This is a genomic window from Allocoprobacillus halotolerans (assembly GCF_024399475.1).
GTDB lineage: Bacteria > Bacillota_I > Bacilli_A > Erysipelotrichales > Coprobacillaceae > Allocoprobacillus > Allocoprobacillus halotolerans.
The window spans coordinates 2,329,958-2,356,015 of sequence record NZ_CP101620.1; the positions used below are offsets into that span (position 1 = coordinate 2,329,958).

The 26,058-nt window shown below is 32.5% G+C and carries 25 protein-coding genes, 4 pseudogenes and 2 other annotated features (1 of these 31 running past the window's edge); of the genes and pseudogenes, 25 read left to right on the forward strand and 4 right to left on the reverse strand.

The annotated features are described in order from the left end of the window. Window positions 1-153, forward strand: a binding site (T-box leader); it begins 32 nt to the left of the window's first position. Window positions 154-188: 35 nt separating this feature from the next. The 3 genes and pseudogenes from hisS (at window position 189) to NMU03_RS13745 (ending at window position 4,286) form a co-directional block, all read left to right on the forward strand. After that, window positions 189-1,468: pseudogene (gene hisS / locus NMU03_RS13735) on the forward strand (histidine--tRNA ligase). Then, window positions 1,461-3,223 (forward strand): annotated as a pseudogene (aspS, locus tag NMU03_RS13740) (aspartate--tRNA ligase). The pseudogenes hisS and aspS overlap by 8 nt, the downstream one beginning before the upstream one ends. Continuing rightward, window positions 3,204-4,286, forward strand: coding sequence for a M24 family metallopeptidase (locus NMU03_RS13745; RefSeq protein WP_290139081.1), 1,083 nt, complete (start codon window positions 3,204-3,206; stop codon window positions 4,284-4,286). Before aspS ends, NMU03_RS13745 begins: the two are co-directional and overlap by 20 nt. Before the next feature lie 70 nt (window positions 4,287-4,356). On the opposite strand, the gene NMU03_RS13750 is transcribed toward NMU03_RS13745, so the two are convergent. Further along, window positions 4,357-4,494 carry a hypothetical protein gene (locus NMU03_RS13750; protein WP_290139082.1) on the reverse strand — a complete coding sequence of 46 codons (138 nt, stop codon included), beginning with the start codon at window positions 4,492-4,494 and terminating at the stop codon, window positions 4,357-4,359. A 130-nt stretch (window positions 4,495-4,624) separates the two neighbouring features. Between NMU03_RS13750 and murC the strand changes: the two genes are divergently transcribed. From murC to NMU03_RS13800, 10 genes and pseudogenes are all read left to right on the forward strand, one after another. Beyond that, window positions 4,625-5,935, forward strand: coding sequence for a UDP-N-acetylmuramate--L-alanine ligase (gene murC / locus NMU03_RS13755; RefSeq protein WP_290139084.1), 1,311 nt, complete (start codon window positions 4,625-4,627; stop codon window positions 5,933-5,935). 63 nt (window positions 5,936-5,998) lie between these two features. Next, a complete protein-coding gene (locus tag NMU03_RS13760; protein WP_290139086.1) occupies window positions 5,999-6,310 on the forward strand; it encodes a hypothetical protein in 312 nt (103 codons plus the stop codon). A 5-nt stretch (window positions 6,311-6,315) separates the two neighbouring features. Next, complete coding sequence (locus tag NMU03_RS13765; protein WP_290139088.1) at window positions 6,316-6,798, forward strand: YtxH domain-containing protein; 483 nt, start codon at window positions 6,316-6,318, stop codon at window positions 6,796-6,798. A 3-nt stretch (window positions 6,799-6,801) separates the two neighbouring features. Beyond that, window positions 6,802-7,818, forward strand: a complete 1,017-nt coding sequence (locus NMU03_RS13770) for a LacI family DNA-binding transcriptional regulator (RefSeq protein WP_290139090.1) — start codon at window positions 6,802-6,804, stop codon at window positions 7,816-7,818. A 196-nt stretch (window positions 7,819-8,014) separates the two neighbouring features. After that, a pseudogene (locus tag NMU03_RS17755) lies at window positions 8,015-9,102 on the forward strand (chloride channel protein). A 40-nt stretch (window positions 9,103-9,142) separates the two neighbouring features. Then, window positions 9,143-9,340: a binding site (T-box leader), on the forward strand. A 34-nt stretch (window positions 9,341-9,374) separates the two neighbouring features. Further along, entirely contained in the window at window positions 9,375-10,601 is a 1,227-nt protein-coding gene (tyrS, locus tag NMU03_RS13785; RefSeq protein WP_290139094.1) for a tyrosine--tRNA ligase, read from the forward strand. Window positions 10,602-10,609: 8 nt separating this feature from the next. Next, window positions 10,610-10,987, forward strand: coding sequence for an FKBP-type peptidyl-prolyl cis-trans isomerase (locus NMU03_RS13790; protein WP_290139096.1), 378 nt, complete (start codon window positions 10,610-10,612; stop codon window positions 10,985-10,987). Between the two features lie 51 nt (window positions 10,988-11,038). Continuing rightward, window positions 11,039-11,173, forward strand: a complete 135-nt coding sequence (locus tag NMU03_RS17760) for a hypothetical protein (RefSeq protein ID WP_353956624.1) — start codon at window positions 11,039-11,041, stop codon at window positions 11,171-11,173. Beyond that, window positions 11,146-11,874: a tRNA pseudouridine(55) synthase TruB gene (gene truB, locus NMU03_RS13795; RefSeq protein WP_353956625.1), complete on the forward strand. Its 729-nt coding sequence runs from the start codon at window positions 11,146-11,148 to the stop codon at window positions 11,872-11,874. The genes NMU03_RS17760 and truB overlap by 28 nt, the downstream gene beginning before the upstream one ends. 95 nt (window positions 11,875-11,969) lie before the next feature. Continuing rightward, window positions 11,970-12,790 (forward strand): annotated as a pseudogene (locus tag NMU03_RS13800) (bifunctional riboflavin kinase/FAD synthetase). A gap of 12 nt (window positions 12,791-12,802) precedes the next feature. Here NMU03_RS13800 and NMU03_RS13805 read toward each other — a convergent pair. The 3 genes from NMU03_RS13805 to NMU03_RS13815 are packed head-to-tail and all read right to left on the reverse strand — an operon-like array spanning window position 12,803 to window position 13,667. Next, complete coding sequence (locus NMU03_RS13805) at window positions 12,803-13,030, reverse strand: acetate and sugar kinases/Hsc70/actin family protein (RefSeq protein ID WP_290139098.1); 228 nt, start codon at window positions 13,028-13,030, stop codon at window positions 12,803-12,805. Further along, entirely contained in the window at window positions 13,030-13,386 is a 357-nt protein-coding gene (locus NMU03_RS13810) for an ROK family protein (protein WP_353956703.1), read from the reverse strand. The genes NMU03_RS13805 and NMU03_RS13810 overlap by 1 nt, the downstream gene beginning before the upstream one ends. Continuing rightward, window positions 13,350-13,667, reverse strand: coding sequence for an ROK family protein (locus tag NMU03_RS13815; protein WP_290139100.1), 318 nt, complete (start codon window positions 13,665-13,667; stop codon window positions 13,350-13,352). The genes NMU03_RS13810 and NMU03_RS13815 overlap by 37 nt, the downstream gene beginning before the upstream one ends. Before the next feature lie 118 nt (window positions 13,668-13,785). On the opposite strand from NMU03_RS13815, the gene NMU03_RS13820 reads away from it, so the two are divergent. The 12 genes from NMU03_RS13820 to NMU03_RS13875 all read left to right on the forward strand — a co-directional run bounded on the left by NMU03_RS13820 (window position 13,786) and on the right by NMU03_RS13875 (window position 26,052). Further along, window positions 13,786-15,600 carry an ATP-dependent helicase gene (locus NMU03_RS13820; protein WP_290139102.1) on the forward strand — a complete coding sequence of 605 codons (1,815 nt, stop codon included), beginning with the start codon at window positions 13,786-13,788 and terminating at the stop codon, window positions 15,598-15,600. After that, window positions 15,597-15,932 carry a hypothetical protein gene (locus NMU03_RS13825; RefSeq protein WP_290139103.1) on the forward strand — a complete coding sequence of 112 codons (336 nt, stop codon included), beginning with the start codon at window positions 15,597-15,599 and terminating at the stop codon, window positions 15,930-15,932. Before NMU03_RS13820 ends, NMU03_RS13825 begins: the two co-directional genes overlap by 4 nt. A 105-nt stretch (window positions 15,933-16,037) precedes the next feature. After that, complete coding sequence (ligA, locus tag NMU03_RS13830; protein ID WP_290142355.1) at window positions 16,038-18,026, forward strand: NAD-dependent DNA ligase LigA; 1,989 nt, start codon at window positions 16,038-16,040, stop codon at window positions 18,024-18,026. Then, a complete protein-coding gene (locus NMU03_RS13835; protein ID WP_290139105.1) occupies window positions 18,023-19,093 on the forward strand; it encodes a CamS family sex pheromone protein in 1,071 nt (356 codons plus the stop codon). The genes ligA and NMU03_RS13835 overlap by 4 nt, the downstream gene beginning before the upstream one ends. A gap of 9 nt (window positions 19,094-19,102) precedes the next feature. Continuing rightward, the gene (gatC, locus tag NMU03_RS13840; RefSeq protein ID WP_290139107.1) at window positions 19,103-19,393 is read left to right on the forward strand and encodes an Asp-tRNA(Asn)/Glu-tRNA(Gln) amidotransferase subunit GatC; all 291 of its coding nucleotides are present in this window, start codon (window positions 19,103-19,105) and stop codon (window positions 19,391-19,393) included. Further along, on the forward strand, window positions 19,390-19,629 hold the full coding sequence (locus tag NMU03_RS13845; protein WP_290142407.1) for a hypothetical protein: 240 nt from the start codon (window positions 19,390-19,392) through the stop codon (window positions 19,627-19,629). Before gatC ends, NMU03_RS13845 begins: the two co-directional genes overlap by 4 nt. Next, the gene (locus NMU03_RS13850) at window positions 19,532-20,821 is read left to right on the forward strand and encodes an amidase family protein (RefSeq protein ID WP_290139109.1); all 1,290 of its coding nucleotides are present in this window, start codon (window positions 19,532-19,534) and stop codon (window positions 20,819-20,821) included. Before NMU03_RS13845 ends, NMU03_RS13850 begins: the two co-directional genes overlap by 98 nt. After that, on the forward strand, window positions 20,814-22,241 hold the full coding sequence (gene gatB / locus NMU03_RS13855; RefSeq protein WP_290139111.1) for an Asp-tRNA(Asn)/Glu-tRNA(Gln) amidotransferase subunit GatB: 1,428 nt from the start codon (window positions 20,814-20,816) through the stop codon (window positions 22,239-22,241). Before NMU03_RS13850 ends, gatB begins: the two co-directional genes overlap by 8 nt. Window positions 22,242-22,297: 56 nt before the next feature. Then, complete coding sequence (locus NMU03_RS13860; RefSeq protein ID WP_290139112.1) at window positions 22,298-23,002, forward strand: Asp23/Gls24 family envelope stress response protein; 705 nt, start codon at window positions 22,298-22,300, stop codon at window positions 23,000-23,002. Between the two features lie 36 nt (window positions 23,003-23,038). Further along, the gene (locus tag NMU03_RS13865; protein WP_290139114.1) at window positions 23,039-23,719 is read left to right on the forward strand and encodes a class I SAM-dependent RNA methyltransferase; all 681 of its coding nucleotides are present in this window, start codon (window positions 23,039-23,041) and stop codon (window positions 23,717-23,719) included. Continuing rightward, window positions 23,701-24,315, forward strand: coding sequence for a 23S rRNA (uracil(1939)-C(5))-methyltransferase RlmD (gene rlmD / locus NMU03_RS13870; protein ID WP_290139115.1), 615 nt, complete (start codon window positions 23,701-23,703; stop codon window positions 24,313-24,315). Before NMU03_RS13865 ends, rlmD begins: the two co-directional genes overlap by 19 nt. Window positions 24,316-24,654: 339 nt before the next feature. Continuing rightward, on the forward strand, window positions 24,655-26,052 hold the full coding sequence (locus tag NMU03_RS13875; protein ID WP_290139117.1) for a TrkH family potassium uptake protein: 1,398 nt from the start codon (window positions 24,655-24,657) through the stop codon (window positions 26,050-26,052). Window positions 26,053-26,058: the final 6 nt, after the last annotated feature.

The window sequence follows — 26,058 nt, forward strand, 5'->3', positions numbered from 1 at the left end:
ATCTTGTAGAGAGTCTGTGGGTGGTGAAAACAGATAGAGGAAGCTATGGGACACTTTGGAGGAAGTTATGAAAGTAACCGTCAGTCGCGTTAAGACATAAGAGGGCATACAATGTATGAACTAAGGTGGTATCACGTTTTGAACGTCCTTAGAGAGGACGTTTTTTTATTTATAAGGAGGGAATAAAGATGGCATATAAAGCACCAAGAGGAACAGTAGATATTTTACCTGCGCAATCAGGAAAATGGCAGGAATTAGAACAATTGTTAAGAACAATTTGTGCAAATTATAATGTAAAAGAAATGAGAACACCGGTATTTGAACATACAGAGTTATTTAACCGTGCAGTTGGAGATACAACGGATGTTGTATCTAAAGAAATGTATACTTTTGAAGATAAAAAAGGGCGTTCAATGACATTAAGACCTGAAGGAACAGCCGGAATTGTCAGAGCTTATGTTGAAAATAAGTTATATGGGTTACCAGAAAAGTTACAGAAGATTTATTATATGGGACCAATGTTTCGCTATGAAAGACCACAAAATGGTAGACAAAGACAATTTCATCAATTTGGTGTAGAAATGTTAGGTGTGGAATCACCTTATGTTGATGTTGAATGTATGTTGATGGCTATTACAGTTGTTGAGGCATTAGGTTTAAAAAATATTCAATTACATCTCAATTCATTAGGTGATCAAGAATCACGTGATGCTTATCGTGAAGCTTTAAGATTACATTTTAAACCAGCTTTAAATGAATTGTGTCATGACTGTCAAATGCGTTATGAAAAAATCCTTTACGTATTTTAGATTGCAAAGTGGATAAAGTACATCCATTAATGGAAACTGCACCACGTACAATTGATTATTTAAGTGAAAGTGCGAAAGCTCATTTTGATAAAGTCTGTGCTTTATTAGATGATTTAGAAGTGGATTATGTTGTAGATACAAACTTAGTGAGAGGTTTGGATTATTACTCACACACAGTTTTTGAAATTATTTCTGATGATCCAAAACTAGGTGCTGGTTCAACTGTTGGTGGTGGAGGTCGTTATAACGGTCTTGTTGAAGAATTAGGTGGACCACAAACACCAGGTGTTGGTTTTGCATTTGGAATGGAAAGATTAATGATTGCTTTAGGTAATGAACCACAAGAGGAAGAAGGTATTGATGTATATATTATGCCTTTAGGTAGTGAAGCCAAAGATTTAGCTATGCAGATTATTACAATGCTTCGTGCCAATGGTTTTACTTGTGATATGGATCAATGTGATCGTGGTTTAAAAGGACAATTTAAATCTGCAGATCGTTATCACGCTCATTTTTCAATGATTATTGGTGATGAAGAAGTGCAAAAAGAAGTTGTCAATATGAAATGTAATCATTCTAAAGAACAAGTGGAAGTTCCATTAGAAAATATTGTTGAATTTATTGAAAATCATTTTGAAGGAGAACACACACATGAATAGAACACATAATAATGGTGAATTACGTATAGAAAATGTTGGTGAACAGGTTGAATTAATTGGTTGGGTAGCAAAAAGAGAAATTTAGGTGCTTTGGTTTTTATTGATTTAAGAGATCGCTATGGGATTACACAGGTGATTTTTGATGAATCATTTGAAGAACAAGTCAAAGAAGTCAAAAATGAATATATTTTATCAGTACGTGGGACTGTCATTGAAAGATCATCAAAAAATCCTAAATTGCCTACTGGAGATATTGAAATTCAAGTATCAGATTTTACAATTGTGAATACTGCTAAATTAACACCAATGATTGTTAGTGATGAAACAGATGCCTTAGAAGAAAAAAGAATGCAATATCGTTATTTGGATTTAAGACGTCCTATCATGCAAAAAAATATCATGACAAGACATCGTATTACAAAAAGTATCCGTGATTATTTAGATGGTTTAGATTTTGTGGATATTGAAACACCTTACTTAAATCGTTCAACACCTGAAGGAGCAAGAGATTTCTTAGTACCATCACGTGTGCATAAAGGATCATTTTATGCATTACCACAATCACCACAATTATTTAAACAATTGTTGATGGTAGCTGGCTTTGAAAGATATTATCAAATTGCACGTTGTTTTAGAGATGAAGATTTACGTGCAGATCGTCAAATCGAATTTACACAGGTTGACGTAGAAATGAGTTTTATGTCAACAGACCAGATTCTTGAAATTGGTGAAGGTATGATTCAAAAATTAATGAAAGATGTCAAAGGTATTGATGTAGAATTACCTTTAAGACGTTTAACATGGCATGAAGCGATGGAAAGATATGGAATTGATAAACCAGATACACGTTTTGGTTTAGAATTAGTGAATTTAAATGAAGTTGTCAATGATGTGGATTTTGCAGTGTTTAAAAATGCATTAGAAGCAGGTGGACATGTTAAAGGGATTAATGTTGTAGGGGAAGCTGCACAGTTCTCTCGTAAAAAGATTGATCAGTTAACAGAATTAGCCAAAACATATAAAGCCAAAGGTTTAGCGTGGTTAAAAGTTAATGATGATGGTGTTCAAGGACCTATCGCAAAATTCTTTAATGAAGAACAGCTTACAAGATTATTAAAGGCAATGGATGCTCAAAGCCAAGATTTACTTTTATTTGTTGGTGATGTGAAATATGAAGTTGTTTGTGATGCTTTAGCTGCTATTCGTAATTATTTAGGAAAAGAATTGAAATTATATGATCCAAGTACATTTGACTTCTTATGGGTTGTTGATTTCCCAATGTTTGAATATGATGATGAAACACAAAGATATTATGCTAAACATCATCCATTTACAAAACCTAAAGATGAAGATTTAGATAAATTAGAAAGTGATCCAGAACATTGTTTAGCTGACGCTTATGATATTGTCTTAAATGGATTTGAATTAGGTGGGGGATCACAAAGAATCTATGATCAAAGTGTTCAAGAAAGAGCTTTTAAAGCTTTAGGATTTACACAAGAACAAATTGATGCTCAATTTGGATGGTTTGTAGAAGGATTGCAATATGGAACACCTCCTCATGGTGGATTTGCATTAGGATTAGATAGACTTGCCATGTTATTATGTGGTTGTGATTCATTAAGAGATGTGATTGCTTTCCCTAAAAATACAAGTGCAACTTGTCCAATGTCAAAAGCACCAACACCTGTTGCAGACAGTCAATTAGATGAATTAGGAATAGGGGTGAATGACAATGAATCAAACGAGAATTAATCGTGTTTTAAAACAAATGGAAGAAAGAGGGATGGATCATTTGATTATCAGCGATCCTAGCTCTATTGATTATTTAATTGGTTATGATAATCATCCAGGTGAAAGAATGTATGCTTTGTTGTTATCATTAGATGGTAATCATACACTTTTCTTAAATCGTTTATTTTATTTGGACCAAGAATTAGATTTAGATATTGTCTGGTATGCTGATATAGAAGATGGACCAGCCAAGATTGCTGAAAAATTGCAAAATGGACATGTTGTGGGAGTTGATAAAAATTGGGAAGCCAAATTCTTAATGCGTGTGATGGAACTTGCAAGTGAAGAATGTTGTTTTGAATTGGGTTCTATCTGTGTGGATTATGTCCGTATGCATAAAGATGAACATGAAATTGAATTAATGAGAAAATCAAGTTTACTTAATGACCAGGCCATTGATCAGGTGATTCAATTATGTGCGAAAGGAATGTTAACTGAAAAACAAATTGGTTTACAACTTGATGGTATTTTCCAATCATTAGGTTGCAGTGGTATTTCATTTGAACCCATTATTGGATATGGTCCTAATGGTGCTGATGGACATCATGGTTGTGATGATTCGACTTTAAAACCAGGAGATAGCATTGTTATTGATATGGGTGGTTTATATCAAGGATATTGTAGTGATATGACAAGAACAGTATTTTATAAAGAGGTTTCTGAGAAACAAAGAGAAGTTTATGAATTGGTTAAAAAAGCTAATGAAACAGCAGAAACGATGATAAAACCAGGTGTGAGATTATGTGATATTGATAAAGCAGCTAGAGATGTGATTAGTAAAGCGGGTTATGGACCAAACTTCAATCACCGCTTAGGACATTTTATTGGTAAAGATGTTCATGAATACGGTGATGTATCTGCATCTTTTGATATGGAAGTACAACCAGGTATGATTTTTTCTATTGAACCAGGTATCTATATTCAAGGGGAATTCGGTGTCAGAATTGAAGATTTGGTTTTAGTCACAGAAGATGGTTGTGAAGTTTTAAATCAGTATTCAAAAGACTTAATGATTATTGGTTAGAGTGAAAAGCTCTAGCCTTTTTAAAACAAAAAAGCTATGAAATGCAAATGACATTCCATAGCCTGATTGATTATTCTTGAGCATTTGAATTTTCTTTGTATTTTTCACTCAATAATCCATCTTCACCACTATAACTCGCTTGTTGATTTTGGTTATATCCTTTGTATTGGTTTTGTTTTTGTTTGTTTTTAGATTTCTTGTGACTCATAAATTTCTTTCCTTTCTTTCTATTGACATTATTAGTTTGTGTCAAATTGCAAAAAATATAAAAAAATAAAAGGATAGAGGATACTTTTTTTAAAATTTATGCTAGAATAAAAGACGAGGTGAATAAGATTATGTATTATTTTATTGGTATAAAAGGATCTGGTATGGCATCACTTGCAACAATTTTATTTGATTTAGGATATGAGGTTGCTGGAAGTGATATTGATAAATATATTTTTATTGAAGAAGATTTAAGAAAAAGAGGAATTCCTATTTACTCTTTTGATAAAAATAATATTAAAGATGGTTATGATGTAATTATTGGAAATGCTTTTGATGAATCTAATGAAGAAGTGAAAGCAGCATTGGATAATCCACAAGTTAAAACACATACGTATTATGATTTTTTAGGAAATTTAATGGATCAATATATTTCTATTGGTATTGCAGGAACGCATGGAAAAACAACGACAACAGGAATGGCTTATCATTTGTTTAAGGATTTTGATAAAACATCAGTTTTAATTGGTGATGGAACAGGTCATGCTGTAGAAGATAGCAAGTATTTTATTGCTGAAACATGTGAGTATCAAGATCATTTCTTACATTATTATCCAACTTATGCAATTATTAATAATATTGAAATGGATCATGTGGATTATTTCCATTCAATGGAACAATATGAAAAATCTTTTGAACAGTATGCTAATCAAGTTAAAGATACGGTAATTATTTGGGGTGATGATCCACATTTACCACATCTTCATTATCAAAAACGTGTTTTAAAATTTGGAATAGGTGAAAAAAATGATGTGATTGCAAAAAATATTATTAATAATGATCATGGTTTATCATTTGATGTTTATATTCATCAAGAATTGTTTGGACATTTTGCATTGCCATTTTATGGAATGCATATGTTATATGATTCTTTAGCTGTCATTACTTTAGGGTATTTGGAAAATATGAGTGCTGAATATATTCAAGAACGTCTTTCTACATTCGATGGTGTAAAACGTCGTTATACAGTGAAGACAGTTGGGAATAATGTGTATGTGGATGATTATGCACATCATCCAACAGCGATTCGTTATGTCATTGAAGCAACACGTTCTCGTTATCCACATAAAAAGATTGTGGCGATTTTCCAGCCTGATCGTTTTTCAAGAGGACTAAGATTTGCAAAAGAGTTTGCTGAGGCAATGGATTTAGCCGATTATCCATTCTTTGTCCATTTTCCAGAAAACGCCAAGAAAGAACCTGATATTGATATTGATATTTATGATATTGCTAAATACAATCCACGTGCAAAAGTCATTCACGAAGATGAAGCGGCAGTTCAAGAATTAGGTCAATATGAAAATGTTGTGTATCTTTTTATGAGTAGTAAAGATATTTATAAACTTGAAGATCAAGTGATTGCTTATAAGGAATCTCAATAGGGTTATCTTTCAATAACGTGTAATTTATGGTATAATATGGAAAATTGACAGAAAGGAGTATTTATGGATGCAAAATTAATATGCTATTGCATTTTGATATTATCAGGGGCTTTTGCTTTATTGAGTTTAGGTCTATTACTGATAAGAATGTCTTTAGCTGTCAAAGAAACAACTGTTTTAATGACAATGTTAGAAACAACCATTCAAAAAGTTGATCATATTTTAGATGATATCAATAATAAAATGGAGATGCTAAACGCACCTGTTGAATTAGTGAGTGGAATATTTTCTAGAGGTGGCATGAAATCTGGTTTATTTGGTGTTTTAGGATTTTTAACTTCATTTTTTAGAAGAAAAAATAGAAAAGAAAGGTGAGAAAAATGAAATTAGGAAAGTTTTTAGTTGGTTTAGGTATTGGGGCTGTTGCTGGATTATTGTTAGCTCCTAAAAAAGGGAGTGAATTAAGAGAAGATATCAAACGTGAATCTTTAAAGGCTTATGATAATTTAAAAAACATGACAAAAGAAGATGTAGAAGCTTTATTAGGTCAAACAATTGAAACTGTCAAAAAATCAGTAGATGAATTTGATATGGATACTTTTAAAGCAACAACAAAAGACAAATTATATGAATTAGAAGCAAAATTAGAAGATTTTGCTCAAAAGGTTAAAGATAGTGATCAATATCTAACAATTCGTGAAGGTGTTGTTGATCTTACAAAAAAAGTCAATGATAAAATTGAAGAAGTAAAAACAAAGGTTTTAGATTCATCATTAGATGATCAATACTTTGAAGCTTTTGAAGATGAAATCGAAAATGTTGAAGAAAAATTAGATGAAATGATTGAAGAAATCAAAGATTAATTTATGGGAAAGAATGTAACGATTTATGATGTTGCTAGAGAGGCAGGGGTTTCTCTAGCAACAGTTTCACGTGTTATCAATGGTTCAAGTGTTGTGAAACCTAAAACACGTGATAAAGTTCTTGAAGCAATTCAACGTTTAGATTTCAAACCTAATCAAATTGCAAGAGGTCTTGCAACAAGCAAGACGACAACAATTGCCATTGTTTTTCCACAATCTCTATTTGCTCATGTTAAGGATATGATTGGAGGCATTGGTGATACAAGTCGTCGTTTAGATTATAGTGTCAGCATTTATACAACGGATGAAATAGGTGATGGAAATCCTATTGAAACAGTCATCGAAAAAGTTGTGAAATCACGTGCTGATGGTGTTATACTTTTTAATAATGAAGAAATTGAAAAAGAAATTACTTTAGTTAATAAATATAAAATACCAGCAGTTGTCATTGGAACACGTGTGACTGGTGACTATATGGGATCAATTTTTGCTGATGCGAAGAAGATTGCCTATGAGGTGGTTGATCGTTATTTGGCTCAAGATAAAAGTGATATTTTATTTGTTTCACCAAAACAGAATTTAATTAATGTTGAAGAAATGATTGTAGGTATTCAAGAAGCTTATCAAAAATATCATATGAATTTTGATGCTACAAAACAGGTTGTTAGAACATCATCACATTATGAAAAAAGTTATCCGCAATTTTTAGAATATTTTAAAAATCATAAACATGATCTTGTTTTTACAAGTTATGATAAAGAAGCTGTGGCTGTTGTCAATGCTGCCATTGATAATGGTATTCAAGTGCCAGATGAAATGGATGTTATTGGTATGATGAATACAAGTTATGCTTTAATTTGTCGTCCATCTTTAACTTCTATTCATGTTCCAGTTTATGATATGGGCGCTTTAGCAGTACGTTTATTAACAAAGATTTTAAATGAAGAAGAAATTGAAGATAAGGCAGTTGTCATTCAACATTTATTAATGCCACGTGACACAACAAAGAAAGACTTCTAATTGATTTAGAAGTTTTTTTCAAAGGGGAGTATTTATGTATGTTAAACAATTTTTTATGGATTTGAAATTCAATATATGTTTTGTCTTAAAATGGGTTTTGATTGCGTTGTTTTTAGGAATAACTTGTGGGGTTGTTGGCGCTTTGTTTCATATTTCTATTGATTATGTGACAGAGTTTCGTTTGTTCCACTCATGGATGGTTTGGGGATTACCGATTGGTGGCTTGTGTATTGTTTATTTGTATCGTTTGGTTCATTTAACGAATGAACCAGGAACCAATACGATTATTCAATCCGTCCGCCAACAAGACCATGTTCCAGTATTATTAGCTCCAGCTATTTTTCTAGCAACGGTGATTACACATTTGTTTGGTGGTTCAAGTGGGCGAGAAGGTGCAGCTTTGCAGATTGGCGGTTCATTAGCAACTTCCTTTGGTAAGCTAATCCATGCAGATCAACGTGAAATGTCAATGTTGATTATGTGTGGGATGAGCGCTGTCTTTTCCGCACTATTTGGCACACCATTAACCGCGACCTTGTTTTCCATGGAGGTCGTTAGTGTAGGCGTCTTTTATTATGCGGCTTTAGTCCCTTGTTTATGTAGCAGTTTGATTTCATTTGGGATTGCACAATGTTTTGGCTGTCAACCAACTTTTTATGCTTTGTCCATTCCTTTTCAATTAACGCCGTTATTCGCTTTTCAACTGGTTATCTTTGCTTTGTTGATTGCTACAGTATCTATTCTTTTTGTCTTGATGATGCATTATAGCCATAAATGGTTTCATTACTATTTTGATAATCCTTATTTACGAGTTGTTGTTGGGTCTGGATTCTTAATGATTCTTGTTTTGTTTTTTCATAATCGTTATTTAGGGGCGGTATGGATGTTGTTGAGTCTGCTTTATATGATCAGGTTTTACCCTATGACTTTTTCTTAAAAGCGCTTTTTACAGCTATTACAATTGGTTGTGGTTTTAAAGGTGGAGAGATTGTTCCAACATTTGTGATTGGTTCAACATTAGGATATGTCTTAGCTATGTTGCTTAGTTTTGATCCTCATTTAGGAGCAGCTATTGGAATCGTCGGGATGTTTTGCTGTGTCATTAATTCTCCTTTGACAAGTCTAATGCTGGGCGCAGAAATGTTTGGCATTGAATATTTAACTGCTATGGCGATTGTTGTAGCGTTTTGTTATGTGCTATCTGGTTACTTTAGCTTATATCAGGCACAAAAGATTGTTTATTCTAAAACATCAGTGGAATTTATTAATCAAAACGCAAAGTAAAAATTTAAGTTGACTTCAATTTGAAAATCTAATATTATATACATAAGCGTTGAAGAAGACAAGTAATTATAAATGCATGTAATAGAGAGTCTATGGCTGGTGGAAATAGATCAGAGTTTATAATGAATACACTTTGGAGCAGCTAAATGCAAAGTTTAGCCGGTGGCAACATCGTTATCAATCAAGAGTGTATGCGTAAGCATAAATAAAGGTGGTACCGCGAGAATTCGTCCTTTGTGATGGATTCTTTTTTTAATAAAAGGAGGATATTTATGAAAATTTATGATGAATTGGTATGGCGTGGTTTAATTAAAGATGTCAGTTCACCTGATATTGAAGAAAAATTAAATGAAGGAGGAATGACATTTTATATTGGAACGGATCCAACTGGTGACAGTTTACATATTGGACATTTTTCATCTTTCTTAATTAGTAAAAGATTAAAAGAGGCTGGTCATCATCCTATTTTATTAGTTGGAGGAGCAACAGGGTTGATTGGTGATCCTAAACCTGATACAGAACGTCCAATGATTACTAAAGAAGAGGTTCAACACAATTTTAATTGTCTGAAAAAACAAGCACAAGATTTATTTGGTTTTGAAGTTGTTAATAATTATGACTGGTCAAAAGACTTAAACTTTATTGACTTTTTAAGAGATTATGGAAAATACTTCAACGTTAACTATATGTTAAATAAAGATATTGTCAAAAGAAGATTGGACTTAGGAATTACATATACAGAGTTTTCATATATGATTATGCAGGCTATGGATTTTTATTGGTTATATGAAAATAAAGGTTGTCATATGCAAGTGGCAGGACAAGATCAATGGGGAAATATTACAGCTGGTATTGAATTGATTCGTAAAAAGACTGGAAAAGAAGCTTATGGATTTACAATGCCATTACTCACAAAATCTGATGGGACAAAATTTGGAAAAACAAATGGACAGGCCATCTGGTTAGATCGTAAAAAAACATCACCATATGAAATGTATCAATTCTTTATTAATTCAGAAGATGATAAAGTTATTGATTACTTGAAATTCTTAACTTTCTTATCTAAAGAAGAAATTGAAGAATTAGCAGAAAAGAATCGTACACAACCTCATTTAAGAGAAGCACATAAAGCACTTGCAAAAGAAGTTATTACTTTTATTCATGGAGCAGATGCTTATCAGGAAGCTTTGGATATTAGCCAAATGTTGTTTTCTGGAAAAATCCAAGATTTAACATTAGAACAAGTGCAATCATGTTTCCATGGTGTTCCAAGTATTGACATGGAAGAAGATACACAGATTTTAAATGCTTTGGTTCAAGTAGGTGCTGCCTCTTCAAATCGTGAAGCTCGTCAATTTGTAACAGGTGGCTCAGTACTTGTGAATGGAGAAAAGATTACGGACGTTGGTTTTGTTGTGAAAAAAGATAATGCTTTTGGAAAACAAGCAACAGTTATTAGACGTGGTAAGAAAAACTATTATGTAATTAACCATAAATAGGAGGGTATATGAAAAAACTATTTGTAAGTTTATGTGTTGTATCATTATTATTTGGATGTAGTTCACAAGAAACAAAACAAGAAACAAAGACACCAACACAGGAAGGTGTGGCACAAAATGGTGATTATGTGAATATTGATTTTGTAGGAAAAGTAGACGGAGAAGAATTTGAAGGTGGAAGCACTGAAGATTATGATGATGGTTATGAATTGAAATTGGGTTCAAATACAATGATTGATGGTTTTGAAGATGGCATTGTCGGTATGAAACTTGGAGAAGAAAAAACAATTACAGTGACATTTCCAGACAATTACTATGAAGAACTAGCTGGTAAAGAAGCGACTTTTGATATTACATTAAATAAGATTTATCGTGAAATTCAATAAAACTGAGTCTTTAGACTCAGTTTATCTCATTATAATGAAGGAGGTTTGAAGATGGATGGAATCTTATTAATCAATAAACCTGCCGGTATGACAAGTCATGATGTCGTGAATCAAGTCAGAAAAATCTTGCATACAAAAAAGTTGGACATTGTGGAACATTGGATCCTGATGCGACTGGCGTGCTAATTTTATGTATTGGTAAAGCAACAAAAGCTTTACAATTTTTGATGAGTGAATCAAAAGTTTATCAGGCTACTTTAGCTTTGGGACAGGCAACAGATACATATGATAGCAGTGGACAAGTGGTGGAGGAAAAAGTTTTTCAAGGTGTTGAAAATGTGACTGAAGTTTTGCAGTCTTTTATTGGTCCTCAACAACAAATCCCACCCATTTATTCCGCTATTAAAGTGAATGGAAAGAAATTGTATGAATATGCCAGAAACCAAGAAAAAGTTGACATTGAACCAAGAGATATTATTATTCATGATATCAGTTTATTACAACAACAAGATCAATTCATATCTTTTCGTGTCCATTGTTCTAAAGGAACTTATATTCGTTCATTGTGCGTGGATATTGGTCGAAAACTTGGCTATCCAGCACATATGACACAATTGATACGTTTGGCTTCTGGAGATTTTCATTTGGAAGATTGTTTTAGCTTGGAAGATATTAAACAGGGGCATTTTCAATTAATGAGTCTGGAAGAGGCTTTTAAACATTTTGAACATTATGTTGTAGAAGATGAAAACATTGTTTATCATGGTAAAAAAATTAAAAGTGATATTGATCATCAGGTTGTGGTATGTAATCAACAGGGGCAGGTCTTGGCTGTCTATGGACCGGACGGTAATGGTTATTTAAAAAGTATAAGAGGGTTATTTTAATGGAAGTCATTTATTTAAAAGAAGGCGAACAATTTTATCAAGATCAACCTGTTGTAGGTGCCATTGGCTTTTTTGATGGTTTACATGTCGGTCATATGGCATTGGTTCAAGAAGTTGAACGTGTTGCTAAAGAAAAAAATATCGTAAAGCACTCATTACTTTTGATCATTATCCTTTATATGTCTTAGGACGTTTGAAAGAAGAAAAATGTTTAACAACAATTGATGATCGTCAAGCTATTTTACAACAAAGAGATTTTGATTATTTGTTTGTGATTGAATTCACGAAAACAGTAGCGGCTTTATCACCACAAGAGTTTATTCAAAAATATCTCGTACGTTGTGGGATTCGACATGTGGTTTGTGGTTTTGATTTTCGTTTTGGAAGTCGTAATCAAGGCAATAGTCAAACTTTAATGGATTGTCCTTATTTTGATGTCAGTGTGATTGATGAAGTGATTTATAAAGGTGAAAAGATTTCATCATCACGTATTCGTCAACATCTTCAAAATGGACAAATGCAAGATTTGAATGAATTATTAGGACGACATTATCGTATTCATGGACAGGTTATTCATGGTAGACATATTGGACATACGATTGGTTTTCCCACGGCGAATATAGATTATAATGCTTATTTTTTACCATGTGGTGGTGTTTATGTTGTGAAAGTTTATATCAATCAACAAGATTACATGGGTATGTGTAATATTGGTTATAATCCTACTTTTGATGTATTAGAGAAGGCCTCTTTAGAAGTTTATATTTTAGATTTTGATCAAGATATTTATGGTCAAGATGTATCAGTTGAATTTTATGAATTAATTCGTAAAGAAAAAACATTTCAATCAAAAGAAGAACTGATTCAACAGTTGACACATGATCAACAATATGTAAGAGATTATTTTAAAGGATAGAAAAAGAAGATTTCAGCAATCTTCTTTTTTAGTGAAATGAAAATATAAAGCTCCTAGTAAATTAGCAACGTTATGAAATTGACAGGCTTTAATAACCGGTGTATGTTCATCTTCTTGGTATTGTTCTCTTAAGAAATGGAATTGTTTTTGAACGGTTTGAATCAATAGCGGTTGTTGACTCATACCACCACCAATAGTAACCACATCTAAATCTAATAAATAATCTAAATTATAAATCATCACAGCCAATTGATGACAATATTTTTCAAAGTATTGTAAAGCTTGAGAAGATGAGGGAGCTGTTGAAAAACAGTGACACCATCATTCTCACATTTTAAGATTTGGCTTAAATCAAAGATAAGCTTGACAGCGTTATATTCTCTTCCAAAATTAGAATAGCCGTCTGTTTGAGCAACTAAAAAAGAACCCACTTCACCGGCTTTATGATGTTTTGTTTCTAATATCTTTCCATGCAGTAAACAAGTACCACCAATTCCAGTTCCTAAAACAAGCATAAAACCATTATCAACATCTTGTAAACTGCCTTTCCACATTTCTCCTAAAGTCGCACATTTAGCATCATTTTGAATAGTGATAGGAAGATGAACATATTCATAAAACTCTTGACAAAAAGCTGTTTGATTAAAAAAGGTAAAAGTGTAATTGCGTGGATATAACCTTTTTGACTATCAATTAATCCTGGCATACTGATGGCGATGCCTTCAACATCATCTTTGACAAGTTTTTGTAAACAACGATAAAAATCTTCTTTATTTGTTTTGATGGTAGGCATTTTATCCTGATTTATACAAGTTCCATCTTTTTGATAATAACCATATTTCATATATGTCCCACCAATATCTATAACCAAATACATTCTAACCACCTCATTATCATTATTTCATTGATTCAAAAACAATTCAATCTTTATCGTTGTTTTTCATTCTTTTTTGATGAATTATGATATAATGAATAAACTGAAAGGATGTGGTATGATGGATTTAGATAAATTATTGAACCCAAAGCAAAAAGAGGCAGCAACTTATCTTGATTCTCATTTGCGTATTATTGCTGGAGCTGGAAGTGGGAAAACACGTGTTTTAACGTATCGTATTGCTTATTTGATTGAAGAAGTTGGGATAGAACCACGTCATATTCTAGCGATTACATTCACTAATAAGGCGGCTAATGAAATGCGTGAAAGAGTTGTGAATCTCTTAGGTGAATATGCATCAGGTGCTCTGTTATGTACAATTCATTCTTTATGTGTCCGTATTTTAAGACAACATATTCATGCTTTAAATTATCCACATCATTTTGTGATTATGGATGAAGAAGATCAAAAATCTTTATTAAAGAAGATTTTAAAAGATAAAAATGTGGATACCAAAGCTATCAGTGTCAAAAGCTGTATTCATTATATTTCAGCTTGTAAAATGGCTGAAGTTTCACCAGAAAAAGCTTATCAGCTGGCAGGTGATTTTGTCGGTGAAGAAAAGAAAGCTTTGGCTTATCAGGAATATGAAAAATATAAAGAAGAACATTTTATGTTAGATTTTGATGATTTGTTGTTGAAAACAGTCGAACTTTTTGAAAAGTTTCCAGAGATTTTACAAAAATGGCAACATAAATTTCAATATATTCATGTAGATGAGTTTCAGGACGTGGGGAATATTGATTATAAATTGATTCATATGTTATCGAGGGAATCTATTCTTTGTGTTGTTGGTGATCCTGATCAAACAATTTATTCATTTAGAGGTTCTGATGTTAATTATATTATGAATTTTGATAAGGATTATCCTCACGTTAAAACGGTGATTCTTGATCAGAACTATCGTTCAACCAAAACAATTTTGGATATTTCCAATAACTTGATTAGAAAAAATAAAAATCGTTTAGAAAAAGATTTGTTTACTGAATTAGAAAACGGTGATAAGGTTGTTCATTATTCAGCTATTGATGAAGAGGCTGAAGCTGAATTTGTTTGCCAAACGATTGAAGATATTATTCATAATATTGAGGGTGTGAATTATCATGATTTTGCGATTTTATATCGTGCTAATTATTTATCACGTCCTTTTGAACAAAAACTTATTCAACGTCAAATTGATTATAAAATATTTGGTGGTTTAAAGTTCTTTAATCGAAAAGAAATTAAAGATGCTTTAAGTTATTTGCGTTTAATGGTTTTTATGGATGATCTATCTTTTGAGCGTATTATTAATGTGCCTAGTCGTGGGATTGGACAAAAGACGATTGAAAAAATTCAATTAAAAGCCATTGAATATGGACTGAGCTGTTATGAGGCTGTATGTTTATATAGCGATGAAATTGGTTTAAAAGGTAAAGTCAAAAAAGCAATCAGTGAATTTGTTCAAGCTATTGAAAAGGCCAAACAATCACGTGCTCCTTTGGCAGAAGTCTTTGAACAGCTTTTAAAAGATATGAGCTATTTTCAGATGTTAAGAAATGATGAAGATGAAAATCGTATTCAAAATATCATGGAGCTAAAAAATTCAATTGCAGGATATATGAATACCCATCCTGATAGTGCGACTTTTGAAAGTTATTTACAAGATATTGCCTTATATACATCACAGGATGATATGAGTCATGATGAATATGTTTCTTTGATGAGTATTCATATGGCTAAAGGATTAGAGTTTAATTATGTGTTTGTTGTTGGATTATCACAGGATGTTTTCCCGAGTTTTAGAAGCGTTTCTGAAGAAGGGGAAGAAGGTATGGAAGAAGAACGTCGATTGGCTTATGTTGCCTTTACACGTGCGAAAAAAGATTATATTTGACAGATAGTCAAGGTTTTAATTATATGACCAATTCGCCAAAGATGGCATCACAGTTTGTTGATGAAATTGGTAGTGATCATGTTGAACATGTAGGCAAACCTTCACCATTTAAAACAAAACAGTTTATTCATTTAGGACCAACAGTTGATGAGATGATAGGTGATAATGATATTCATGACTGGAAGAAAGGTGATTTTGTTGAACATGATGTTTTTGGAAAAGGGGTTATTGTCAAGGTAAATGGCAATACTTTAGATATAGCCTTTTCAATGCCTTATGGTCTCAAAACATTAATGGCACAACATAAAGCATTAAGACGTTTATCATCATAAAAATGATGGGAAAATAAGGCTAAATTTGGGTGATGAATTTGATTGTTTTTATTTGATTCATCATCTTTTTTTGATATAATGAGCAAGTGAATGGAGTGTGCAAAAATGACATTGGAAAGATTGAATGAAATCAAAAAGTTATTAAATGAATATAATTATCAATATTATGTTTTAGATAATCCAACGGTTTCCGATCAGGAATATGACCGTTTAATGCAGGAATTGCAAAGTATTGAAGCCAAACATCCCGAATGGATCACAGCTGATTCACCAAGTCAACGTGTAGGTGGAGAAGTCTTAGATGGTTTTCAAAAAGTGACACATCAAAGAATGATGTTGTCACTTGGTAATATTTTTAATGAAGATGAATTAAGAGAATTTGATGATCGTATTCGTGAAATCTATCCACAAGTGGAATATGTCTGTGAACTCAAAATAGATGGTTTAGCTGTTTCCTTAGTCTATGCCAATGGACAGTTAAGCTATGGGGCAACACGTGGTGATGGAACGATAGGTGAAGATATTACCCATAATGTGAAAACTATTAAATCAATTCCTTTGGCTATTGATTATCAAGGTGATTTTGAAGTGCGTGGAGAAATCTATATGCCTAAAAAGTCTTTTGAACAATTAAATGAACAAAGACAAAAGGCTGGTGAACCTTTATTTGCCAATCCTCGTAATGCAGCTGCTGGAAGTGTGAGACAATTGGATTCACGTATTGCGGCAAAACGAGGTTTAGATGCCTTTTTATACATGGTACCAACTGCTAGTGATGTTGGTTGTCAAACCCATAAAGAAGCATTGGATTATATTAGCAAATTAGGTTTTAAAACTAATCCAATGACACGTGTCTGTGCCAATATTCAAGAAGTTTGGCAGTTTATTATGGAAATGACGGAAAAAAGACAATCATTACCTTATGAAATTGATGGTATTGTGATTAAAGTCAATCGTTTAGATTGGCAGGAACGACTTGGTTATACAGCAAAAGTTCCAAAATGGGCTATTGCCTATAAATTTCCAGCTGAAGAAGTTATAACAAAACTCAAAGATATTATTTTTACGATTGGAAGAACTGGACAAATTACACCCAATGCGGTTTTAGAACCTGTGCGTGTAGCAGGAAGTACAGTTCAACGTGCGACTTTACATAATGAAGATAATGTGGTATCTAAAGATATTCGTGTTGGGGATTATGTTGTGATTCGTAAAGCTGGTGATGTTATTCCTGAAGTTGTTCGCTCATTAAAAGAACGTCGTGATGGCAGTGAACAGGCATTCAAGATGATTGACGTTTGTCCATATTGTGGAACAGCATTAGTAAGAAAAGATAATGAAGCAGCATATTATTGTATGAATGAACATTGTGATTCTAAAAAGATTGAACGTATTATTCATTTTGCATCACGTGATGCGATGAATATTGAAGGTTTAGGTGAAAGAATCATTGAACAGTTCTATAACTTAGGTTTTGTTCGTTCGATTGAAGATATTTATAGCTTATCAAAACATGAACAGGAAATTATTGATATTGAGGGTTTTGGTCGTAAATCAATGGATAATTTATTAGAAGCGATTGAAAAAAGTAAAGGCAATTCAATGGAAAAATTACTGTTTGGTTTAGGAATTAAGGGTATTGGTGCGAAGATGGCTGATAATTTATCTAAGGAATTTAAAACGATGGATGCTTTGTTGAATGCATCCACAGCAAAATTGCTTTCGATTCGTGATGTGGGAGATACACTTGTCCAATCATTAAATCGTTTTAGAAGTCAACCTCAATCTATGGCTTTATTAGAACATCTAAAAGAGATTGGTTTAAATATGACTTATTTAAAAGAAACATCATTATTACAGGAAAGTATTTTTAATGGCAAAACAGTTTGCGTGACAGGAACATTAGAATTGATGACGCGTAAAGAAATTAAAGAATATTTAGCTAGACTTGGAGCTAATGTGACAGGTAGTGTTTCAAAGAAAACAGATTATTTGATTTGTGGAAGTGATGCTGGAAGTAAATTAGAAAAAGCTAGAAATTTAGGTGTCACTGTTTTAACTGAAGCCCAATTTAAAGAGGAGGTGGACTTATGAGAAAATTAGCATGTGCCCTATTAGCATTATTATTGCTTGTCGGTTGTCGTTCTTCAAAAGAGACAGTGGAGGAAGAAACAACAAACAATACAGCCTCAATGGATTCTTTTGATGATACATATTATAATATTGTCAAGTTTGAAGATAGTCAGTTAAGAGAAGACTTTTATTTGGACTATGGTTCAACATCTGATTTTACATCAGTAGGACGTGGCTTACAGATTTTATCTTCTCAATATTTTTCAACTTCAGACTATTATATGAGTGAAGGACAATATTTAAAATTGGCTTTAAAACAAGAAATGGTTGCACGTAGTAGTGACTATTCTTTGCAACCTGCTGCTGGTACAGAAATTGGTGGTGTTCAAGATCCGACGATGGTTCAAAGCATTCTAGAACAGGATTTTTGGGAAAAATCTGGTGATAAATATACTTTGGCTGGGGCATCTTTTGTAGTCGTTCTTGATCCACGTGATAAGACAAATACACGTTTAGAAACACCTATGGATGATCAGTCTATTTTGAATTATGGATATAGCTGTACAGAAACTTTATACAATATTATTCAATCACATGAAGATTTTGAAAAATTAAAAGATTTACCAGTATTAATTACGATTTATCAGGCTACAGATTTAACAGAAAGTACAGTAGATGGACATTATATTTTAAAGAATTACTGTGATGAATCTTATGGAAAAAATGAAACTGTTGATTTTGAAACAGTCCTTTTTACAAGTGCTAGAGCAAAGGAAATAGATGCCACAACCTCTAATGAATTTGATATTATTAAAGCTAATCTAAAAGAAGGAGCAACAGAAGCTGCAGGACTTGTAGGAACAGCCAGATATCAGGATGGAAAAATTCAATCAATGGTGATTGAAGCTCATTTAAATGTGAAAACAGCAACTGAATTGATGTATTTATCTTCGATTTTAGCGGATGGAATTGATACCCGTTTTTCATCAGAATTTGATATTAAAGTCCTTGTTTATTCACAAGATGAACTAATGACTGTGATTATAAAAGATGCAGGACAAGAAGTGAAGAGTTCTTATTTATATTAGAGGATGCATATGGAAGAAAGAGAATTATTAAAACAATTGGCTAAAGATGTGAAATTATCTATCGATGATGAAGAAATGGAATCTTTATGTAGTAGGTATCATGCATTTATAAAACAGGTTGAAAGCTTAGAAAACATACAAACTGAAGGTGTAGAGCCTTTGGTTTTTCCTTTTGATAGAGAGATAACGGATTTAAGGGAAGATGACATAGAAGAAGTTGAAAGTGCTGATGATTTATTAAAAAATGCGAAAAAAACAAAAAATCAACAAGTTTTGATTCCAAAGGTGGTGGAATCATGAAAGTTTACAGTATTGAAGAATTGCATCTAGGATTCATTGATCAGACGATTGATATATCTTCTTATTATCAAGAACTCTATCAAGAAACCATTTTTCAACAAAATCGATGTCATGCATTTGTAACAATCACCAATCAAATTGAAAAAAGAAATTTCTCGAGATTTATTACTAGATGGTATTCCTTATGTTTTAAAAGACAATATCAGTACTCACAATATATATACGACAGCCTCTAGTAGGATGTTGCAAGATTACTTACCTCTTTATGATGCACATGTTGTTCAATTATTGAAACAATCTGGCGCTTGTTTGATTGGTAAAGCATCAATGGATGAATTAGGAATGGGTTCGACGAATATGACGGCATTGACAGGTCCAGTTTATAATCCTTGGGATATACGTCGTATTGCGGGAGGGTCATCAGGTGGATGTGCAGCCATTGTTGCCAGTGGTTTGGTTCCTTTTGCGATAGGAAGTGATACGGGTGATTCTATTCGTCGTCCTGCTGGTTTTTGTGGTATTGTTGGAATGAAACCAACATGGGGACGTATTTCACGATATGGATTGATTCCTTATGCCACAAGTTTAGATACATTAGGTGCAATGACAAGAAGTGTTAAAGATATGGCAATTGTTTTAGAAAAAATAGCTGGTCACGACCAACATGATATGACTTCTAGCCGTGTCGAAGTCCCTCAATATAAACAATGTCTATCTTTAGATATTTCCAATTTAAAAATCGCAGTTATTCGAAATGTATATGAAAGATTAGAAGATACTAGAATTAAGGATATTTTTAAAAGCTGTGTCTCATTGTTGAAAAAATCAGGAGCTACAATCTATGAGATTGATTTTCCTGAAAACTATCTTCAAGTTCTTTATCCAGTTTATCATATTATCGCTAATGGTGAAGCCACAAGTCATCATGCTTGTTTAGATGGAATAAAATATGGTTTTCAAGATAAGGGAAAAACAATAGAAGAACTGATTGTCAATACACGAACACATGGTTTTCATCCTCATACAAAACAACGTTTTATCTTAGGTGCTTTGGCTTTAAAACAGGAAAATCAGAATAAAATGTTTAGAAAAGCACAAAAAGTTCGTCGTTTAATTGTAGAAGAAGTTCAAAAAATATTTCGTGATTATGATATTATCATAGTTCCTAATGGTGAAGGGATTGCTCCATTGGTAGATGAAGCTCAAGATTTATCGCATACAATTGTTGATGATTTTTTGATAATGGCTAATCTAGCAGGTATTCCCAGTTTAACATTACCTTGTGGTTTTGTAGATGGGATGCCTGTTGCGATTGGGATAATGGGACGTTGTTTTGATGAACAGACTGTTTTGAATTGCGCTTACGCCTTAGAAAGTCAAATGCCTTATCGTCATCAATATGCTAAAGGAGAATCAACGTATGTTTGAGGCTGTTATTGGAATAGAAGTTCATTGTGAATTGAAAACAAAGACAAAAATGTTTTCTGGTGCACCAGTTACTTTTGGAAATCCACCTAATACACAAGTTCATGTGATTGATATGGCTATGCCTGGAACTTTACCTTCAGTGAATAAAAAGGGTGTAGAAATGGCAATACGTGTCTGTCGTGCTTTACATATGAAAATTGATGACTTATTACGTTTTGATCGTAAAAATTATTATTATGCTGATTTGCCTAAAGGCTTTCAAATAACACAATATTTTCATCCTATTGGACAACATGGCTATCTTGATATTGAGGTTAATCAACAACTTTTACGAATTGATATTGAACGTTTGCATATCGAAGAAGATACAGCAAAAATGACACATTATGATGATTGTACATTGATTGATTATAATCGCTCAGGAATCCCTTTGATTGAAATTGTAACATTACCACAAATGCACAATAGTCAACAAGTATGTGCTTATTTAGAGGCATTAAGAATGATTTTAATTTATACAGATGTCAGTGATGCGATTATGGCTGAAGGATCGATGCGTGTCGATGTCAATATTTCTTTAAGACCACAAGGTAGCCATACACTTGGTGAAAAAGTAGAAATTAAAAATCTCAATGCATTATCCAATGTTCAAAAAGCTATTGATTATGAGATTCAAAGGCAAACGTATTTATTAGAACAGCATCGTCCTGTTTTAAGACAGACACGTCGTTTCGATGAAAAAAGTCAAACGACTGTTTTGATGAGGGAGAAAGAATCATTATTAGATTATCGTTATTATCCCGAACCTAATATTTTACCCGTTCGTCTTGATAATCGCTGGATTGAAAATATAAAGCAACAATTACCTTTGTTACCAAACCAGAAAAAATCACTTTATCAAGAAACATATGGTTTATCATCACAAGATACAAAGATTCTTTTATCACATAAAGATATCTCTTTATTTTATGATCAAGTGATATCTATTTATCCATACTATCACACATGTTGCCATTGGCTCATAGGGGATGTGATGGCTTATATTCGCCAGCATAAAAAGCATATTAATGATTTATTGACAGTTCAGGATTTTGCTGAATTAATGAATATGTTAAAACAAGAGAAGGTTTCATCTAAGCAGGCAAAACAAATTTTAGAGTTCATGATTTTAGAAAAGAAAAGCCCATTGATAGTCATGAAAGAACATCATATGCAATCATTAAATGATGAGAATATGCTGAGGTCTTTGATTGAAGAAGTGCTTGATGAATATCCTCAATTGGTATATGATTATCATTGTGGCAAAACAAATGTCTGTGGTTTTTTTGTAGGACAAGTCATGAAAAAAACATCTGGTCAGGCACATCCTCAAAAAACAAATGAACTTTTAAGACAAATGCTAGAAAAAAGAAAAATATAATCTTCTATACATTAGTCATGAATTTTGATACAATAGAAAAAAGTAGGTGAATAATGATGGCAAAACAGTTTCATTTTGATGATGAAGACGATATTCAAGAAGATTATCAATCATCATATCTAGATGAATTAGAAAACAAAAAAGAAAATGCGCCTTATATTTCAATAGATGAAGAAGATGATAACGAGGAAGAGGAACCAATGAAGAAAAAGAAAAAAGGTTTTGTAATGAAATGGTGGCATTATGTATTGATATTATTTGGTGTGCTGGCGATTGCTTTTATTGTCTATATTGCGGTTTTATCATTGCATGATGGACCAGTATATGGAAATCGTTGTGAAGGCATGGTCAGTATTTCTAAAGATGCACGAGATTCTACCATTTCAACAATAGAGGAAAAGTATGATGAAATTGAGTCTATGACAGTTTCAACGGAATGTCGTCAATTAAAAGTAGATATTATTTTTAAAGCAAAGATGGATACTGATAAAGCTAAGAAAATTGCTGAAGAAACCGTTCAGACACTTGATGAAATTGTTGGTAGAGAAAAAGCAGATGGTAAGACATATAGTGATTTGTTTGGAATAATTGATGGTGTTACTCAATATGAAGTGAATGTCTTTATGATGTCATCTGATAGTAAGGATTTTCCAATCTATGGAACAAAAAATGTTCAAAATGATGAGTTTTCATATACTTTAGCATCTGTTAAGGATGAAGAAAGTGCTAAGAAAGCACAAGAAACTTTAACGGACGAATAAACGAGCTAGGCTCGTTTTTTTATAGGAGGATTAACTATGCAAAAAAATGAGTATATTATCGCTCAGTGTGTTGATTACACACATGATGGTTTAGGAATTGTGAAATATCAAGGATTGCCTGTTTTTGTGAAAAATATGCTGATTGATGAAGTAGGTAAAGTAAAGATTATTAAAGTGTTGAAAAAATATGCTGTAGGTCGTTTGATTGAATTGCATGAAATGAGTCCTTTCAGACAAGAACCAAGATGTCCATTGTTTAAACAATGTGGTGGTTGTCATTTACAGCATCTTCAGCCAATTGCTCAACAACAATTTAAAACAAAAAGAGTGCAAGATACATTATCAAAGATTGGTCATTGTCATGTACCAGTTGAACCTTGTTTAATGATGGATGATCCTTGGTTTTATCGTAACAAAGTGCAAGTGCCAGTAGGCATGCATCAAGGACATTTGATCAGTGGTTTTTATAAGCAACATAGTAATGATATTGTAGCAATGGATCAATGTTTTATTCAAAATGAATTTTCAAATCGCGTGATTCCTTATGTAAGAGAGTTATTAGAAAAAGTAGGAGAAAAACCTTTTGATAAAATCACACATCAAGGAAATATCAAGCATATTCTTGTTAAATATGGTTATCACAGTCATCAGGCTATGCTTGTATTGATTACATATCAACGTACACTTCGAAAAAAGATATGCTTGTCAAAATGGTAAAAGAACAATTTCCTGAATTAAAGACAATTGTTCAAAATTATAATCCACGTCATGATAATGTGATTTTAGGAGATGAAGAGATAGTATTAGATGGTGATGGTTATATCGAAGATCAGTTATTAGGCAATACTTATCGTATTTCTTTGAAATCTTTTTATCAGATTAATCCTTTTCAAGTCGAAGTCCTTTATCAAAAAGCCATTGAATATGCAAAACTGAAACCAACAGATGTTGTGATTGATGCTTATTGTGGCATAGGGACGATTTCTTTATCACTTGCTAAACATGTTCAAAAAGTTTATGGTGTAGAAATTGTTGAACAGGCGATTTTGGATGCAAAAGAAAATGCCATAAGAAATCAGATTGATAATGTTGAATTTTATTGTCAGGATGCTGGTGAATTTATGGTAGAGTTTGCAAAAAAGAATAAACCTATTGATGCAGTTATTGTTGATCCACCTAGAAAAGGATGTTCATCATTGTTTTTGAATCAACTTTTACAATTATCACCAAAAAAATTGTCTATATATCATGTGATGTGGCAACTCAGGCAAGGGATATTGATATTTTACAACAACATGGTTATCAAGCAGTGAAATGTCAACCTGTTGATATGTTCCCACAAAGTTATCATATTGAAAATATTGTTCTGCTGACAAAATGAGAGAAAACATAGTGTATATGTTGACAAAAAAGTTTAGTGTGCTACAATTGAGTTCGAATAAGTGGTGGAGTCTGTCATAAAGCTATTATGCTTTATTTATTCGATGTGTTTTATTTTATGAGTATAAAATAATCTATCCGACAGATTCTTTGAAGAATCTGTTTTTTAAACAGATTTGAAAGGAGTTGTCTGCAAGGAAAGTTATGATTTTATAGTGAAAGAGAAAAATGAATTTTATAAAAAATATATATTGAAATATGTGGAGGGAAATATGGAAACGGTAGATTTTCATAAGTCGAAGAAAAAGAGAGTCTTTTCACCTATGCGACGTATTGCCTTTAGTTTCTTTATGGTTATATTGGTAGGTTCTTTCTTATTAGCTTGTCCATTTTCAAATCATGGAGTTGCTCCTTATATTGATCATTTATTTGTTGCAACTTCAGCAACTTGTGTGACAGGGCTAGTTCCCTTTGTTGTTGCAGATCAATATACTTTCATTGGACAGTTGGTTATTATATTACTCATTCAAATAGGTGGTTTAGGTTTTTTAACATTATTAAATATGTTTATCTATGCCTTGAGAAAGAAATTAACATATACAAATAAAATTATTATGCAAGAAGCATTAAATCAAAATTCTATGGCATCTATTGGAATTTATATTAAAAGAGTTATTAAATATACAGCTTTCTTTGAGCTTGTTGGAGCATTATTATTGAGTATTGTTTTTGTGCCAGAGTATGGAGTGCTAAAAGGCCTTTATTATGGATTATGGCATTCTATTTCAGCATTCTGTAATGCTGGATTTGATATTTTGGGAGCAAATTCTTTGATTCCTTATCAAACCCATATACTGATGAATTTCACTATTGCAGGATTGATTATTGCTGGTGGTCTTGGATTTGTTGTTTGGATTGATTTAAGAATGTCATGGCAACACTATAAAGAAAATTTTAAATTCTTTAAACTCAAAACATTTTTTGCCTCATTGTCATTGCATACAAAAATTGTTTTGTTTTCAACTATATTGTTGCTTTTGAGTGGGACACTGGTTATTCTATTTTTAGAATATAATAATCCTGGAACATTAGGTCCGTTATCTTTAGGAGATAAGATTCTAGCTAGTTTTTTCCAATCAACAACAACGAGAACTGCAGGTTTTGCATCTGTCAATATGGTCGCTTTACATGATTCAACAAAATTATTTATGTCCATTTTGATGTTTATAGGTGGATCGCCAGCAGGAACAGCTGGAGGTATTAAAACAGTCACATTGGTTATTGCTTTAATGTATATCTACTCATTACAAAATGGTAATGAAAATGTGACAATGTTTAAACGTCGTATTGATAATCAGGTTGTCAAACGTTCATTAACGATTGCTATTTTGAGTTTCTTTATTTGTTCACTCGGATTATTTATCTTATCAATGAATGAAGGTGCTGATTTTATAGATTTAATTTTTGAAGTCTTTTCAGCCTTTGGAACAGTTGGGCTTTCAGCATCATTAACACCGACATTAACGGTATTAGGAAAGATTGTGATTATTATATTAATGTTTATTGGACGTATTGGTCCATTAACAATGGTATTCGTTTTTGCTAAGAAATATAAACAAAAGAAAGGACAGGACATCATGTATCCAGTTGGTGATGTCCTCATAGGATAAAAGAAA

What these genes read in the sequence shown, in the direction of transcription:
- NMU03_RS13845 (WP_290142407.1), top strand. Translation starts at nt 19,390, where the DNA reads ATGAAAGTTTACAGTATTGAAGAATTGCATCTAGGATTCATTGATCAG.
- ligA (WP_290142355.1), top strand. Translation starts at nt 16,038, where the DNA reads ATGACATTGGAAAGATTGAATGAAATCAAAAAGTTATTAAATGAATAT.
- gatC (WP_290139107.1), top strand. Translation starts at nt 19,103, where the DNA reads ATGGAAGAAAGAGAATTATTAAAACAATTGGCTAAAGATGTGAAATTA.
- NMU03_RS13805 (WP_290139098.1), bottom strand. Translation starts at nt 13,030, where the DNA reads ATGATTTATAATTTAGATTATTTATTAGATTTAGATGTGGTTACTATT.
- NMU03_RS13790 (WP_290139096.1), top strand. Translation starts at nt 10,610, where the DNA reads ATGAAAAAACTATTTGTAAGTTTATGTGTTGTATCATTATTATTTGGA.
- rlmD (WP_290139115.1), top strand. Translation starts at nt 23,701, where the DNA reads ATGCTTGTCAAAATGGTAAAAGAACAATTTCCTGAATTAAAGACAATT.
- NMU03_RS13760 (WP_290139086.1), top strand. Translation starts at nt 5,999, where the DNA reads ATGGATGCAAAATTAATATGCTATTGCATTTTGATATTATCAGGGGCT.
- NMU03_RS13875 (WP_290139117.1), top strand. Translation starts at nt 24,655, where the DNA reads ATGGAAACGGTAGATTTTCATAAGTCGAAGAAAAAGAGAGTCTTTTCA.
- NMU03_RS13815 (WP_290139100.1), bottom strand. Translation starts at nt 13,667, where the DNA reads ATGTATTTGGTTATAGATATTGGTGGGACATATATGAAATATGGTTAT.
- NMU03_RS13865 (WP_290139114.1), top strand. Translation starts at nt 23,039, where the DNA reads ATGCAAAAAAATGAGTATATTATCGCTCAGTGTGTTGATTACACACAT.
- gatB (WP_290139111.1), top strand. Translation starts at nt 20,814, where the DNA reads ATGTTTGAGGCTGTTATTGGAATAGAAGTTCATTGTGAATTGAAAACA.
- NMU03_RS13750 (WP_290139082.1), bottom strand. Translation starts at nt 4,494, where the DNA reads ATGAGTCACAAGAAATCTAAAAACAAACAAAAACAAAACCAATACAAA.
- NMU03_RS13770 (WP_290139090.1), top strand. Translation starts at nt 6,802, where the DNA reads ATGGGAAAGAATGTAACGATTTATGATGTTGCTAGAGAGGCAGGGGTT.
- NMU03_RS13835 (WP_290139105.1), top strand. Translation starts at nt 18,023, where the DNA reads ATGAGAAAATTAGCATGTGCCCTATTAGCATTATTATTGCTTGTCGGT.
- NMU03_RS13820 (WP_290139102.1), top strand. Translation starts at nt 13,786, where the DNA reads ATGGATTTAGATAAATTATTGAACCCAAAGCAAAAAGAGGCAGCAACT.
- NMU03_RS13765 (WP_290139088.1), top strand. Translation starts at nt 6,316, where the DNA reads ATGAAATTAGGAAAGTTTTTAGTTGGTTTAGGTATTGGGGCTGTTGCT.
- NMU03_RS17760 (WP_353956624.1), top strand. Translation starts at nt 11,039, where the DNA reads ATGGATGGAATCTTATTAATCAATAAACCTGCCGGTATGACAAGTCAT.
- NMU03_RS13745 (WP_290139081.1), top strand. Translation starts at nt 3,204, where the DNA reads ATGAATCAAACGAGAATTAATCGTGTTTTAAAACAAATGGAAGAAAGA.
- murC (WP_290139084.1), top strand. Translation starts at nt 4,625, where the DNA reads ATGTATTATTTTATTGGTATAAAAGGATCTGGTATGGCATCACTTGCA.
- tyrS (WP_290139094.1), top strand. Translation starts at nt 9,375, where the DNA reads ATGAAAATTTATGATGAATTGGTATGGCGTGGTTTAATTAAAGATGTC.
- NMU03_RS13860 (WP_290139112.1), top strand. Translation starts at nt 22,298, where the DNA reads ATGGCAAAACAGTTTCATTTTGATGATGAAGACGATATTCAAGAAGAT.